At 64.4% G+C, this 14,147-nt stretch carries 11 protein-coding genes; 6 read left to right on the top strand and 5 right to left on the bottom strand.

Annotated elements, in window-relative coordinates; translation table 11 throughout:
• Positions 1 to 190 precede the first annotated feature (190 nt).
• Positions 191 to 2,887, top strand: a complete 2,697-nt coding sequence (locus BSY16_RS18020; RefSeq protein ID WP_069060940.1) for an ATP-binding protein — start codon at positions 191 to 193, stop codon at positions 2,885 to 2,887.
• Positions 2,888 to 2,966: 79 nt separating this feature from the next.
• Here BSY16_RS18020 and BSY16_RS18025 read toward each other — a convergent pair whose 3' ends face one another.
• From BSY16_RS18025 to BSY16_RS18040, 4 genes are all read right to left on the bottom strand, one after another.
• Positions 2,967 to 3,950, bottom strand: a complete 984-nt coding sequence (locus BSY16_RS18025; RefSeq protein WP_069060941.1) for an ABC transporter permease — start codon at positions 3,948 to 3,950, stop codon at positions 2,967 to 2,969.
• 11 nt (positions 3,951 to 3,961) lie between these two features.
• Positions 3,962 to 4,972: an ABC transporter permease gene (locus BSY16_RS18030; protein WP_069060942.1), complete on the bottom strand. Its 1,011-nt coding sequence runs from the start codon at positions 4,970 to 4,972 to the stop codon at positions 3,962 to 3,964.
• Positions 4,969 to 6,477, bottom strand: coding sequence for a sugar ABC transporter ATP-binding protein (locus BSY16_RS18035; RefSeq protein ID WP_069060943.1), 1,509 nt, complete (start codon positions 6,475 to 6,477; stop codon positions 4,969 to 4,971). The genes BSY16_RS18030 and BSY16_RS18035 overlap by 4 nt, the downstream gene beginning before the upstream one ends.
• 133 nt (positions 6,478 to 6,610) lie before the next feature.
• Positions 6,611 to 7,591: an ABC transporter substrate-binding protein gene (locus BSY16_RS18040; protein WP_069060944.1), complete on the bottom strand. Its 981-nt coding sequence runs from the start codon at positions 7,589 to 7,591 to the stop codon at positions 6,611 to 6,613.
• Between the two features lie 175 nt (positions 7,592 to 7,766).
• On the opposite strand from BSY16_RS18040, the gene BSY16_RS18045 reads away from it, so the two are divergent.
• On the top strand, positions 7,767 to 8,837 hold the full coding sequence (locus tag BSY16_RS18045) for a LacI family DNA-binding transcriptional regulator (RefSeq protein ID WP_069060945.1): 1,071 nt from the start codon (positions 7,767 to 7,769) through the stop codon (positions 8,835 to 8,837).
• Positions 8,838 to 8,858: 21 nt separating this feature from the next.
• Here BSY16_RS18045 and BSY16_RS18050 read toward each other — a convergent pair whose 3' ends face one another.
• Positions 8,859 to 9,878: a LacI family DNA-binding transcriptional regulator gene (locus tag BSY16_RS18050; protein ID WP_069060946.1), complete on the bottom strand. Its 1,020-nt coding sequence runs from the start codon at positions 9,876 to 9,878 to the stop codon at positions 8,859 to 8,861.
• 280 nt (positions 9,879 to 10,158) lie between these two features.
• On the opposite strand from BSY16_RS18050, the gene BSY16_RS18055 reads away from it, so the two are divergent.
• The 4 genes from BSY16_RS18055 to BSY16_RS18070 all read left to right on the top strand — a co-directional run bounded on the left by BSY16_RS18055 (position 10,159) and on the right by BSY16_RS18070 (position 14,122).
• Entirely contained in the window at positions 10,159 to 11,205 is a 1,047-nt protein-coding gene (locus tag BSY16_RS18055; protein ID WP_069060947.1) for an ABC transporter substrate-binding protein, read from the top strand.
• A gap of 77 nt (positions 11,206 to 11,282) precedes the next feature.
• Entirely contained in the window at positions 11,283 to 12,119 is an 837-nt protein-coding gene (locus BSY16_RS18060; RefSeq protein WP_069060948.1) for an ATP-binding cassette domain-containing protein, read from the top strand.
• Positions 12,116 to 13,369 carry a sugar ABC transporter permease gene (locus tag BSY16_RS18065; protein WP_069060949.1) on the top strand — a complete coding sequence of 418 codons (1,254 nt, stop codon included), beginning with the start codon at positions 12,116 to 12,118 and terminating at the stop codon, positions 13,367 to 13,369. The genes BSY16_RS18060 and BSY16_RS18065 overlap by 4 nt, the downstream gene beginning before the upstream one ends.
• 24 nt (positions 13,370 to 13,393) lie before the next feature.
• Complete coding sequence (locus BSY16_RS18070) at positions 13,394 to 14,122, top strand: SDR family oxidoreductase (RefSeq protein ID WP_069060950.1); 729 nt, start codon at positions 13,394 to 13,396, stop codon at positions 14,120 to 14,122.
• Positions 14,123 to 14,147 lie beyond the last annotated feature (25 nt).

The raw sequence follows: 14,147 nt of genomic DNA on the forward strand, positions 1-14,147 counted from the left end.
GTTATGACGGCTTTTTCCAGCCGCCCATGCCAAGACACCGAAGCCCGTGGAATTATTCCGCCCCCGCTTCAAAAAAATGGCAACAGCCAATAAAGCTCTTTTCGCCGATGTCGGTTCCGGCTCGGCGAAGCGAGCGTGAACGTGCTAGAGCTTACCCGCGCTGTGCGCATCTGGGAATTCGAGAGGAAGAATGGCGGAAGAGGATCGTGACGAACGCCGCAGGGCGGATCCCGATGCGTTGCTTGCATTGGCGGACAAGGATCGCCGGGGCAAGCTGACCGTTTTTCTGGGCGCAGCGCCCGGGGTCGGAAAGACCTATGCCATGCTCTCCCGGGCGGGGCGATTGAAGGCCGAAGGCGCGGATATCGTCGTCGGGCTGGTCGAAACCCATGGACGCAGCGAAACCGCCGCCCTTCTCGACGGCCTGGAGGTGCTGCCCCGCGCGTCCATCCCCTATCGTGGCCGGACGCTCGAGGAGTTCGATCTCGACGGTGCTCTGGCCCGGCGGCCGCGCATCGTGCTTGTCGACGAGCTTGCCCATTCCAACCCGGAAGGCAGCCGGCATCCGAAGCGACACCAGGACATCGAGGAACTGATCGCCGCCGGCATCGATGTCTGGACGGCCGTCAATATCCAGCATCTCGAAAGCCTGGCCGATCTCGTCGCGCAGATCACCGGCGTCACGGTGCGCGAACGCGTGCCGGACGTCGTGCTGAAAAAGGCAGACGAGGTCGTGCTGGTCGACCTGCCGCCGACCGAGCTCATCGAGCGGCTGAAGGAAGGCAAGGTCTATCTGCCTGAAAGCGCCAGCCGCGCCATAGACAGCTTCTTCCGGCTCGGAAACCTGACGGCGCTGCGCGAACTGGCGCTGCGGCGCACGGCGGACCGGGTCGACGAGCAGGTGGTCGACTATCTGAAGCAGCACGCGATCGAAGGCCCCTGGGCGACCGGCGAACGGCTGCTCGTCTGTGTCGGGCCGGACGACCTTTCGGAAAAGGTGGTGCGGGTCGCAAGCCGCCTCGCCTCCGGCCTCAACGCCCCCTGGCTCGTCGTGTCGATCGACCGGGCGGACCGCGACGTGGAGACCAAGGAGCACCTGCAGCGCATCGAAGCGCTGTTTCGCCTCGCCGAGCAGCTGGGTGCTGAAACGCGCCGGGTGATCGGCAACGACTTCGTCGCGGAAATCCTCAAACTGGCCCGGCGCGAGCACGCCACCCAGATCGTCATCGGTGCCAAGCGCAACCGCGGCTGGACGCGGTTTCTGTCCCGGTCGCTGCCGGATGCGCTCTCGCACCGGGCGGCCGGTCTCGGGGTCTATTTCGTCACCCCGGAGAAAAATGAAAAACCTCCGGTGCAAGCGCGCCCTGCCATGCCCGGCGTCGCATCGTTCCGCCAGGCCGCGTTGATCGCAACGGGCCTCGTTGCCGTCACGGCGCTGGCGGGCAAGTTGATCCACCTCGCCGCCGAATTGCCGAACATCTCGCTGCTCTTCCTGCTCGCCGTTCTCGGCGCGGCGGTGATAGGCGGCTATATGTCTGCCTTCATCGCCGCCATTCTGTCGGCGCTTGCCTACAACTTCCTGTTCATCGACCCGCTGCACACCTTCACGATCACCGCGCCGCACGAGGTTTTTGCGCTCGTCGTTTTCCTCTCGGTCGCGATCATTGCCGGCGGTTTCGCCTCCCGCATCAAGGAGCAGGCAGAGGTCGCCCGCGTGCGTGCGACGGCATTGCAATCGCTCTACGATTTCTCGCGAAAGCTTTCGACGACGGCGAAGGCCGACGATGCGATCTGGGTCGCGGTCTCCCATCTTCAGGCGAGCCTGAAGCGCAACATCGTGCTGCTGCTGCCGGAAGGGAGCAATCTGAAGGTGGCGGCCGTCTGGCCGCCCGACACGGAACTGGACGTGACCGATTTCACGGCGGCGCGCTGGACGCGCGACAAGCAGGAGATCGCCGGTTCCGGCACCAGCACCCTGCCGAACAGCCGGTTCGAGTTCCGCCCGCTGATGGGCCCGCACGGCCTGGTCGGCGTCTGCGGCATCCAGCAGACGGACGACCGTCTCGATATCAACGCCGAACGCGCGCTGTCGGCCATTCTCGACCAGACGGCAATCGCGCTCGATCGCGCGCGGCTTTCCGAAGACAGCGTCGCGCAGGCCGCAAGGCAGGAGGGCGAACGCTACCGCGATGCCCTGTTGTCCTCCGTCTCGCATGATCTGCGGACGCCGCTTGCCACCATCGTGGATGCTGCCGGCAACCTGCGCCAGACCGGCGGAGAGGTCAGTCCCGAGCGCCGCGACGGCCTCCTTCGATCGATCGAGGAAGAGGCGGGCCGGATGAGCCAGTTCGTTGCCAACCTGCTCGACATGACCCGCATCGCCGCCGGCACGCTCAAGCCGAAGCGGGATCGGATCGATGTCACCGAAGCCGTACAGTCGGCCGTCGAGCGGGCGCGCAAATATTTTCCCGACAGGCTGATCGAGGCGGGCATCGCTGCCGATTTGCCGTTCATCGAAGGCGATAGCGTGCTGCTCGGCCAGGCGCTGTTCAACCTGCTCGACAACGCGGTGAAGTACGGTGGCGATGAGCCGGTCAACATCTATGCCCGATGCGACGGGCAGGAGGTGATCATCTCGGTGACCGACCTCGGCAAGGGCATTCCGCCGGCGGAAATCGACCGCGTCTTTGAAAAGTTCTATCGTCGCGGCAAGCCGGACGGGCGTTCGTCGGGCACCGGCCTTGGCCTATCCATCGCCCGCGGTTTCATCGACGCGATGGGCGGCAAAATTCACGCCGAAAGCCCGGCAGTGAAGAAGCGCGGAACGCGTATCGTTGTGCGCATGCCCGCCGGTGAAAAGGCCAAGACTGGCAAGACAGGCCCGTGAGGGACAGGCATCGCGGTATCCGCGATGCACGAACGATGTCGCCAAATCCGATGCGCCCGCCTCTCGGCGGGCGTTTCGTTTAGGTGCTCCGGTGACGCGTCATCAGCTTGGCCTGCAGCACGACCACGACGAGCAGGAAGGCGCCGCGGATGACGGACTGCCAGTAGGCGGAGAGCGAGATCCAGCCGAGGCCGTTTTCGAAGTTCAGGATGTTGAAGACCATGGCGAGCAGCAGCGCGCCGGCAAGCGTTGCGCCGACCGAGCCCGAGCCGCCGGTCAGCAGCGTGCCGCCCACCACCACCGAGGCGATGGCGAAGAGCTCCCAGCCGACGCCCTCCGTCGGCTGGCCGGCGCCGAACTGCGAGGCAAGGATGACGCCCGCAAGGCCGGCAAGCGTGCCGGAGGCGAGATAGACGGCAGCGAGCGTGCGCTCGACCTTGAGCCCCATCAGGCCCGCCGTCGCCTCGCCGTCGCCGATCGCCAGGACATGGCGGCCGACGGGGAGCTTTTCCAGCACCAGCCAGCCGAGGATGTAGGCGGCAAGCGCAATCCAGGCAGGGATGGGGAAGCCGAGGAAATCGTCCTGGCCGATGATGGTGAAGCCGGTGTCATAGGAGACGGAGACTGACTGGTTGTTGGCAAGCAGCAGGCCTGTGCCGTAGGCGGCGAGCATGGTCGCGAGCGTCGCAATGAAGGGCTGGATGCGCATCCTAGTGATGAAGAAGCCGTTGAGCGCGCCGACGGCCAAGCCGGCTGCCATGCCGCCCACGAGGCCAGCCGCCCAATGATAGGGGGAGAACAGGGCTGCCACCACGCTTGCCATCGCCGCCGTGCCCCCGACCGAAAGATCGATGCCGCCGGTGATGATGACGAAGGCCATGCCGAGCGCGATCAGCGCGAACATGGAGTTGTAGCGCAGGAAGCTGAGGATGTTGAAGGGCGACACGAAGTTGTCGTAGCGCAGCGCCCCGAAGAGGATGAGGCCGAAAAGCGCGAGAATGACGCCGAGCCGGGCGAGATCGACGGACGATTTGATGGCGAAGGGACGGAGGAGGGCATGCATGGTTGTTCTCCTCAATGCCTGTCGGCGCGCTGCTGAATGAAGACGGCGAGCACGATCAGCCCCGCCTTGACGATGAGTGCTGCCGCATCCGGCACACCATTGGCCAGCAGCGTATAGCGCACGAGCTGGATGACGAAGGCGCCGAGCAGGGTGCCGATGATGTTGGCGCGGCCACCCGTCAGCAGCGTGCCGCCGACGGCGACGGCGGCGATGGCATCGAGTTCCATGCCGAGGCCAACGAGATTGGCGTCGCTCGCGGAATTGCGGGCCACCACGATGAGGCCGGCAAGACCGGCAAGCGCACCACTGATCATGTAGACGAGCATTTTGACGCGCTTCACCGGTATGCCGGTCAGTCGCGCGGCCTTCTCGTTGCCGCCGACGGCAATGATCTGGCGGCCGATGACCGTGTAGCGGATCATCGCGGAGGCCAGCGCGACGATGACGACCATCAGCACGACCTGCGCCGGAATGCCGGCGATGCGGCCCATGGCGATGAACTGAAAGCCCTCGTTCTTGAAGACCTGCAGATTGCCGTTGGTCATGACCTGCGCGATGCCGCGGCCGGCGATGAAGAGCACGAGTGTCGCGATGATCGGCTGGATGGAAAAGCGGGTAACGAGTAGCCCGTTGAAGAGGCCGAACAGGCTGGCGACGATCACGGGCAGAAGAAAGGCGAGCGTGACGGCGAAGGCCATGCTCTCCACCGGCCAGAACTGGCCCATGAAGATCATCGGCGCCAGCGCCCCGGAAATCGCCATCAGCGAGCCGACGGAAAGATCGATGCCGCCGGTGGCGATGACGAGTGTCATGCCGGTCGCAACGATGACGATGGTGGCGACCTGCGTGAGATTCACGTTGAGCGTCTGCCAGGACAGGAAGTTCGGCGTGACCGCGATGTTGACGACGATGAGCGCCAGGAAGGCGACGAAGGTGCCGTATCGGCTCGCCAGCGTAAACAGGCGGCTGCCGGATGAAAGCGCGCCGGATTGCTGCGGGGCAGGGGTTTCGATCGTCGTCATGCCAAATCACCCGATGGGTCTGCCTGATGGGCCATGGCGGAGAGCAGCGCCGCCTCGCTCAAGTCCTTGCGGGGCAGCGTCGCGACCGACGTGCCGTCGCTGAGCACGGTGACGCGGTCGGCGGCGGCGAGGAGTTCTTCCAGTTCGGAGGAGATCATCAGCACGCTCAATCCCTCGTCGGCGAGGCTGCGCAGCAGCTTGAGGATTTCCGATTTGGCGCCGATGTCGATGCCGCGGGTCGGCTCGTCGATGATGAGGACGCGCGGGTCGGTGGCGAGCCAGCGGGCGAGCAGCACCTTCTGCTGGTTGCCACCGGAAAGCTCCTTGATCGGCTGGTCGGGCGAGGCGCACTTGACGCCGAGCGCCCGGATATAGCGGGCAACGATCTCGTCCTGCCGGGCACGGTCGACGATGCCGCCCTTCCTGAGCTTCGGCAGAAGCGCCAGCGTCATGTTCTCGCGGATGCTCATGTCCGGTACGATTCCGTCGATCTTGCGATCCTCCGAAACGAGGCCGATACCGTCGGTTATGGCGTCCGCCGGCTCGCGGTAGGTACGCTGCCGGCCGTCCATGCGGATCGTGCCGTGCTGCATCGGGTCGGCGCCGAAGATGAGGCGGGCGGTCTCCGTTCGGCCGGAGCCAAGCAGGCCCGCAAGGCCGGAAATTTCACCCTCGCGCACGTCGAGGCTGACATTGCGCACGCGAACGCCGGCGCCGGCATTTTCGACGGCGAGGCGCACGGGTCGATCGGGCACGTCCTGCTCCGGTGCCATGGCCTGGAAGGCGGCGAGTTCCTTGCCGAGCATGTGGCGCACCAGCGCCATTTTCGGCATTTCCGCCATCGTGCTTTTCGCAACCGTCTGGCCGTCCCGCATGATCGTCACGCGGTCGCAGATGGCATAGAGTTCATCCAGCCTGTGGCCGATGAAGATGACGGCGACGCCGGAGCGTTTGAGGGTGCGGATCGTCTCGAAGAGCACTGCGACCTCGCGCTCGTCGAGCGAGGAGGTCGGCTCGTCCATGATGACGAGGCGGGCATTCTGGGTGACGGCGCGGGCGATGGCCACCATCTGCCGGGTCGCCACATCGAAATGTGCGACGGGCCGCTCGACGTCGATATCGAGGTTGAAGGTTTTCAGCACGGCTTCGGCGCCGCGCCGCATGGCGGCCTGGTCGATCAGGCCGAAGCGTTTCGGCTCGCGGGAGAGATAGATGTTCTCCGCCACCGAGCGCTGCGGGGCGAGGTTGATTTCCTGGTAGATCGTTGCGATGCCGGCAGCCTGTGCTTCGGCAGGCATGGTGAAATCCACGGCCTTTCCGTCGAAAGTAATACTGCCCTCGTCGCGCCGGTAGACGCCGGTGAGGATCTTGATCAGCGTCGATTTTCCCGCGCCGTTCTGGCCGACCAGCGCCATGATCTCCGCCGGCCCGACCTCGAGCGAGGCGGATTTCAGCGCTGCGACGCCGGCAAACGCCTTGGAAATGCCCTGCATGGACAGAAGCATCGGGTTCCTCCTCTATCCGCCCTCCGGGACGGGCTTTTCCAGCCTACACCCGAACGAACCAAAGGTCAGGCTCGTTCAAAAAACGGCCGAGACGGTGATGCCGCCCCGGCCGCAAAGTGCTTGGGAGATGAGATCAATACGCGTTGGCGAGCTCGGCCGCGGCGTTGGACGCGTCGTAGAACTTGTCTTCGTTGACGAGAGCCGGATCGATTGCCTCGCCCTTGGCGTAACGCAGCATGGTTTCGAATGCCTTCGGCCCGAAGCGCGGGTTGCATTCGACGACGGCTGCGATCTTGCCGTCGACCACCGCCTGCACGGCTTCCTTGCCGCCGTCGATGGAGAGCACGAGCACATCCTTGCCCGGCACCTTGCCGGCGGCTTCGAGCGCTGCGATGGCGCCCATCGCCATTTCGTCGTTGTGGGCGTAGATGATATCGGCATCCGGATGGGCCTGAAGCAGGGCTTCGGCCACCTGGCGGCCCTTGTCACGGGCGAAGTCGCCGGTCTGCGAGGCGACGATCTCGAAGCCGCCGGCCGCCTGGATCGCCTCGTCAAAGCCCTTCTTGCGGTCGTTGGCCGGCGACGAGCCGGTCGTGCCTTCCAATTCGATGATCTTCGACTTGCCGTTGGCGTTCTTCGCCAGCCATTCGGCGACGCGTTTTCCCTCCTCGACGAAATTCGAGCCGATGAAGGTGAGATAATCCTCGCCGGCCTTGGCGAGCGACGGATCGACCGAGCGGTCGAGCAGGATCACCGGAATGCCTGCCTTCTTGGCGGCCATGACGGCGGGGATCAGCGGCTTTTCCTCGCGGGGCGCCAGAAAGATGACGTCGACGCCCTGCGCGATCATGGCGTTGACGTCGGCGACCTGCTTGGCGGCCGAGCCGGCGGCATCGGTATAGACGAGCTGGAAGCCGAGCTTTTCGGCCTCGGCCTTCATGCTGTTCGTCTGTGCGATGCGCCAGGGATTGTTGGATTCGGTCTGCGCGAAGCCGACCTTGTAGGTGTCCTTCTGCGCCAGCTTCGGCACTTCGGCGATTGCGACGCCGGCCACGGCAAGCGCGCCGACGGCCGTTGCCGCAAGCATGAAGGTGCGACGGGAAATCATGGTCATGAGCGGGTTCTCCTCCCAATGTATTGGCCGGTGCTCCTCTACCGGACGTGAGCATTTTGTGCTTCACATGCGCAAATCTTGCGCTAATAATATTAGCAGTCAAGAGCCAAAATTATGAGCACTTGCAAAAAATCCGCGTGCAGTGCAAAGCACGCCGAGGGGCGAGGGACAGTGCATGGCCAGGGGACACGGGCGCAATTCGGATAAAGAGGGCAGCGGGCGCCCGACGATGACGGACATCGCCCGTATAGCCGGGGTTTCCCAGTCCAGCGTCTCACTCGTGCTCAATGAAATGTCCGGCTCGCGCATCTCGCCGGAAACGCAGCAGAAAGTGCGCGAGGCTGCTCATAAAATCGGTTATAAACTGCCGGCGACCCGCGGCGCGGTCGCCGCGACCCCGGTGGTCGAGAAGGACACGATCGCCTTCATCGTTGATGAAATCTCGACCAGCCCCCATCCCGTCGTCAGTCTGGATGGCATCCGCGACTATGCCTTCGAGCAGGGCTTTCTGGTTTCGGCGCATGCGACCCGTTCCAATCCGGATCTCGAACAGGCGGTGCTGCGCTCGGTGCTACGCGATCCGTCGATCGTCGGCGTGATCTACGCGACCATCTTCACCCGCAAGGTGCATATGCCGCCTGAACTGAACGCCCTGCCCACCGTGCTGCTCAACTGCTATGCGGAGCCGCGCCAGCAGGTGGCGATCGTGCCGGGGGAGGTGGCGGGTGGTTTTGCGGCAACGGCGCATCTGACGTCGCTCGGTCACAAGCGCATCGGCTTCATCAATGGCGAGCCGTGGATGGATGCCGCGATCGACCGCCTCAAGGGCTACAAGCAGGCGCTCGCCACGGCCGACATCGCCTTCGATGAAAGCCTCGTGCGCGACGGCGACTGGCTGCCGTTGCGCGGCTATGAGGCGGGACTGGAATTGCTGTCCATGGCCAATCCGCCGACTGCCATCCTCTGCGGCAACGATCTCATGGCGATCGGCGTGATGGAGGCCGCGCAGGAAAAGGGGCTGCGTGTGCCGGATGACCTTTCCGTCATGGGCTACGACGACCAGGAACTGGCGCGCTACACCCATCCGCCGCTCTCGACACTGGTTCTGCCGAACTATGAGATGGGCCAGAAGGCGGCGGAAATCCTGATCGACATGGCCGTGCACGGCAAGCAGACCCGGGCGATGACCTTCAAGATCGATGGCCCTCTCGTCGTGCGAACATCCACGGCCAGGCCGCGGCCCTAGGGCACATTCACTGGAATTGCTCTAGCCGATCTTCTCGACGATCGGCGGGATTTGGACCACCGTGATGTCCGTGGCACCGGAATCGATGATGCCGAACACGGCCTCCAGCATTTTCGGCACGTCCTGCCGCACCATCTCGATATGGTCGCCCAGCATGGCGACGAACGGATCCCAGTCGAAGCAGCCGAGTTGCGGCACCCGGTCGGCATAGTGGCCGGAGCGGCGGATCCAGCGCATCACGCCTTCCAGCGAAATCGTCGAGTTGACGAACATGCCGCGAGGCAGATTGCTCGTCCGTTCGGCCAGCTGCTGCATGGCGTTTTCCGCCTTTTCGGGGGCGTAGCCGCAGGTCTGCACCAGCGTTTCGTCGACCGTGACGCCGGCTTCGGCATGGGCGTCGCGAAAACCGCGCACACGTTCCATCGTGTTGTGATCCGAGCCACGGCCGCCGACGAAGAGCAGGGGTGTCTTCTCGCCATATTCCTTCTCGCAATTGGCGAGCACGCGCCGCGTCAGTTCCAGCGCACCGCCGTAGTTGTCGGAGATAACGGAGGGTGCGCGGGAGCCGGGCAGGTCGAGGTTGATGGTGCGCACGCCGGCGGCGGCGCAGAGGTCCATGACGCGGTCGGGGTCCGTCGCGCCGGTCGCGACCAGGCAATCGACCTGGTAGGACAGCATGGCGCGCGCCGCTTCGAGCTCCAGCGCCGGATCGCGCATCGTGCAGGTGATGATCGGAAAGAGGCCGCGCGCGCGGGCCAGTGCCTCGAACTGCTCGACGATCGAGCCGAAATAGCGGTTATCGTATTTCGGCACGATCATGCCGATGATTTTCGAGCGGTCGCGGCGCAACACGCTCGCCTGCATGTTGAGGGCGTAGCCCTGCTCTTCGGCGAGCTTGGTGATCTTTTCGGCGAGCTTGGCGCTGATGCGGCGCTTCTTCCAGTTGCCGTTCAGGACAGCACTCACGGCACTGGCCGAGGTGCCCGCCAGTTCCGCCAGATCATAGATCGTCGTCCGTTTCGTCTGCGTCGTCCGATTCACATTTCATCTCCATTTCGAGAGCCACCTTGACACCAATGGGGATTGGTGGCAATTCTTGCTTCATCGATTGAGCAAGCATGCTCCATCGATGAAGTTGCCTGAACAGCAAGGCTGACCCAAGGGAGGAGTCAGACGGAGCATCGACGAACCGGACGTTGCGGCATCCCTGCAGCGAACGATGAACTGCGCGCTTTGGCGCTCGGACTGCGTCGGTTCTGTTGCCCTTGGCGGCTTGAGGTCGCCGGCGAACCGAATTGAAAATCAACCGTGGAGGAACCCAATGAAAACGCTTACCCTTCTGCTCGCATCGACCGGCCTCGCCCTGTCGCTCGGCAGCGCCGCTTTCGCTCAGGAAAACGCAACCGTCGCCTTCCTGATGCCCGACCAGGCTTCGACCCGCTATGAGCAGCACGACTATCCCGGCTTCAAGGCCGAGATGGAGAAGCTTTGCCCGAGCTGCACGGTGATCTACCAGAACGCCAATGCCGACGTGGCACTCCAGCAGCAGCAGTTCAACTCGGTGATCGCGCAGGGCGCCAAGGTCATCGTGCTCGACCCGGTCGATTCCGCCGCTGCCGCAGGGCTTGTCGAAATCGCCCAGTCGCAGGACGTCAAGGTCATCGCCTATGACCGCCCGATCCCCGACAAGCCGGCCGACTACTACGTCTCCTTCGACAACCAGGGCATCGGCAAGGCCATCGCGCAGTCGCTGGTCGGCCACCTGAAGGCCAAGGGTGTTCCGGACGGTGCCGGCGTTCTCCAGATCAACGGTTCGCCGACCGATGCGGCTGCCGGCCTCATCCGCGACGGCATCGATTCCGCACTCGACGCTTCGCCCTACAAGACGCTCGCCGAATTCGACACGCCGGACTGGGCGCCGCCGAAGGCGCAGGAATGGGCGGCCGGCCAGATCACCCGCTTCGGCGACCAGATCACCGGCATCGTCGCGGCAAACGACGGCACGGGCGGCGGCGCCATCGCGGCGCTGAAGGCAGCCGGCGTCAAGGTCATGCCACCGGTCACCGGCAATGACGCGACGATCGCAGCGCTTCAGCTGATCATCTCGGGCGACCAGTACAACACGATCTCCAAGCCCTCCGAAATCGTCGCGGCGGCTGCGGCCGGCGTGGCGGTGAAGCTGCTCAAGGGCGAAACCCCGGAAGCGACCCACAAGCTCTACGAAACGCCGTCGCAGCTGTTCGTACCGGCGGTGGTGACGGCGGAGAACATCAAGGCCGAAATCTTCGACAAGGGCATCAACAAGCCGGAAGAAGTCTGCACCGGCGAATATGTTGAAGGTTGCCGCAAACTCGGCATCATCAACTAATCCAGCCCATCAGGTGTCCGGCCGTTGACGCGGCCGGACACCCCGATAGTCGAGGTCAGCCTAGAGGTTCCAGGGCCATGACAGCCATGCTTCAAAATATCCCTGCCAAGGGGGAATCGGTGCTGCGCCTGAGCGGCATATCCAAGAATTTCGGCGCCGTGTCCGCGTTGACGGATATCGATCTCGACGTGAAGGCCGGCGAAGTCGTCGCGCTGGTCGGCGACAATGGCGCCGGCAAGTCGACGCTGGTCAAGGTGCTGGCCGGTGTGCACCAGGCATCCTCCGGCACGATCGAATTCTGCGGCCAGCCGGTGACGCTCGACAGCCCCGCCAAGGCGCTGGAGCTCGGCATTGCCACCGTCTTCCAGGATCTTGCGCTCTGCGAAAACCTCGATGTCGTGGCCAATCTCTTCCTCGGGCATGAAATGTCGCCCTGGGCGCTCGACGAAGTTGCCATGGAAGTGCGCGCCTGGACGCTGCTGCGCGAGCTTGCCGCGCGCATTCCCTCCGTCCGGGAGCCGATCGCCTCGCTCTCCGGCGGCCAGCGACAGACCGTCGCCATCGCGCGCTCGCTGCTGCTCAATCCGCGGCTCATCATGCTGGACGAGCCGACGGCAGCCCTTGGCGTCGCACAGACCGCCGAAGTGCTGAACCTCATCGAACGGGTGCGCGACCGCGGCCTCGGCGTCATCATCATCAGCCACAATATGGAAGACGTTCGCGCCGTTGCAGACCGCATCGTCGTGCTCCGGCTCGGCCGCAACAACGGTGTCTTCACGCCGGATTCGTCGAACCAGGAGCTCGTCTCCGCCATCACGGGTGCAACGGACAACTCCGTTTCGCGCCGCGCCGACCGCAAGTCCGGTCACGTCCAGGAAATCCACGCTCACGAAAACAATGGGGGAGCCGCATGAGCCAGAACCCTTCCAGCAATACCCAGCCGACGCTGGACCGCAGCGATGAGCGTGTGCGCCACGACGATAGCCTCGCCGCCATGGTGAAAGGCTTTTTTGACCGCGTGCGCTCCGGCGATCTCGGCATGCTGCCGGTCGCCGTCGGCCTCGTCGTCATCTCCGTCGTCTTCTCGGCGCTCAACCCGATCTTCCTTGCGCCCAATAATCTGGTGAACCTGCTGTTCGATTGCGCCACGGTCGGCGTCATCTCGCTCGGCATCGTCTGTGTGCTGGTACTCGGTGAAATCGACCTTTCCGTCGGCTCGATGAGCGGTCTCGCCTCGGCCATGGTCGGTGTGCTCTGGGTGAACCAGGGCTGGCCGATCGTCGGCGCCATTCTTGCCGCCCTCGTTGTCGGTGCGGGCGTCGGCCTCCTCTATGCGACGCTCTACAACCGGCTGGGCATGCCGAGCTTCGTCGCGACGCTTGCCGGCCTCTTGGCGCTGCTCGGCCTGCAGCTCTACATCCTCGGCCCGACGGGTTCGATCAACCTGCCCTATGCCTCGCCGCTCGTGCGCTTCGGCCAGATTCTCATCATGCCGGACTGGCTCTCCTACATGCTGGCGCTTGTGCCCGGCCTTGTCATGGTCGGCCGGGGGCTGCGCGCCCGAACCCAGCGCCTTGCCGCGAACCTGTCGGCCCAGCCGATGCAGGCGCTGATCCTCAAGGCCGTCGTGCTGACCGTCGCGCTGGAAGCCGCCGTCTTCTATCTCAATCTCGGCCGCGGCATTCCGTGGATGTTTGCGCTGTTCGTGGCGCTTGCCGTCCTCCTCAACTACGGGCTGACGCGCACCAAGTGGGGCCGCTCGATGTTCGCCGTCGGTGGCAACAAGGAAGCCGCGCGGCGCTCGGGCATCAATGTTCGCCGCATCTATATGAGCGCCTTCATGCTCTGCTCGACGCTCGCCGCACTCGGCGGCATCCTTTCGGCCTCGCGCCTTGCTTCGTCCAGCCAGCAGGCCGGGACGGGCGACGTCAACCTCAATGCCATCGCGGCTGCGGTCATCGGCGGCACCAGCCTGTTCGGCGGACGCGGCAGTGCCTATTCGGCTCTGCTCGGCATCATCGTCATCCAGGCGATCTCCAATGGCCTGACGCTGCTCAATCTGAGTTCCTCGCTGCGCTACATGATCACCGGCGGTGTTCTTGCCATCGCTGTTATCGTCGATTCGCTTGCCCGTCGCTCCCGTGTCAGCCACGGCCGCGCGTAACACCACTGGAATGGAGTTTTTACCATGGCTGATCTCATGAAGGGCAAGATTGCCGCCATCACCGGTGCCGCATCCGGCATCGGCCTCGAATGTGCCCGCACGCTGCTTGCCGAAGGGGCGAAGGTGGTGCTCGTCGATCGTGCGCAGGACAAGCTGGAACAGCTCTGCAAGGAGCTCGGCCCCAACGCCCTGCCGCTCGTCGTCGATCTGCTGAAGCCGTCCGAAGTATCGGGCATGCTGCCGCGCATCCTCGAGATTGCCGGTGGACTCGACGTCTTCCACGCCAATGCCGGCGCCTACATCGGCGGGCCTGTGGCGGAGGGCGATCCGGATGCCTGGGACCGCATGCTCAACCTCAATATCAATGCGGCCTTCCGCTCGGTCCATGCGGTTCTGCCCTACATGATCGAGAAGAAAACGGGTGATATCCTGTTCACCAGCTCGATTGCCGGTGTCGTGCCTGTCGTCTGGGAGCCGATCTACACCGCCTCGAAATTCGCGGTTCAGGCCTTCGTGCATTCGACGCGGCGTCAGGTGGCGCAGCACGGCGTGCGCGTCGGCGCGGTCCTGCCGGGGCCGGTAGTGACGGCGCTGCTCGACGACTGGCCGAAGGAGAAGATGGATGAGGCGCTCGCCAATGGCAGCCTGATGCAGCCGAAGGAAGTGGCCGATGCCGTGCTCTTCATGCTGACGCGGCCGCGCAACGTGACGATCCGCGACCTGGTGATCCTGCCCAACAGCGTCGATCTCTGAGACGAAACGGCGGGCGGCATGACGT

The organism is Sinorhizobium sp. RAC02, from assembly GCF_001713395.1.
GTDB lineage: Bacteria > Pseudomonadota > Alphaproteobacteria > Rhizobiales > Rhizobiaceae > Shinella.

Excerpts from the sequence above, each read along its gene's own strand:
- BSY16_RS18020 (WP_069060940.1), top strand. The coding sequence starts at position 191 with ATGGCGGAAGAGGATCGTGACGAACGCCGCAGGGCGGATCCCGATGCG.
- BSY16_RS18025 (WP_069060941.1), bottom strand. The coding sequence starts at position 3,950 with ATGCATGCCCTCCTCCGTCCCTTCGCCATCAAATCGTCCGTCGATCTC.
- BSY16_RS18030 (WP_069060942.1), bottom strand. The coding sequence starts at position 4,972 with ATGACGACGATCGAAACCCCTGCCCCGCAGCAATCCGGCGCGCTTTCA.
- BSY16_RS18035 (WP_069060943.1), bottom strand. The coding sequence starts at position 6,477 with ATGCTTCTGTCCATGCAGGGCATTTCCAAGGCGTTTGCCGGCGTCGCA.
- BSY16_RS18040 (WP_069060944.1), bottom strand. The coding sequence starts at position 7,591 with ATGACCATGATTTCCCGTCGCACCTTCATGCTTGCGGCAACGGCCGTC.
- BSY16_RS18045 (WP_069060945.1), top strand. The coding sequence starts at position 7,767 with ATGGCCAGGGGACACGGGCGCAATTCGGATAAAGAGGGCAGCGGGCGC.
- BSY16_RS18055 (WP_069060947.1), top strand. The coding sequence starts at position 10,159 with ATGAAAACGCTTACCCTTCTGCTCGCATCGACCGGCCTCGCCCTGTCG.
- BSY16_RS18060 (WP_069060948.1), top strand. The coding sequence starts at position 11,283 with ATGACAGCCATGCTTCAAAATATCCCTGCCAAGGGGGAATCGGTGCTG.
- BSY16_RS18065 (WP_069060949.1), top strand. The coding sequence starts at position 12,116 with ATGAGCCAGAACCCTTCCAGCAATACCCAGCCGACGCTGGACCGCAGC.
- BSY16_RS18070 (WP_069060950.1), top strand. The coding sequence starts at position 13,394 with ATGGCTGATCTCATGAAGGGCAAGATTGCCGCCATCACCGGTGCCGCA.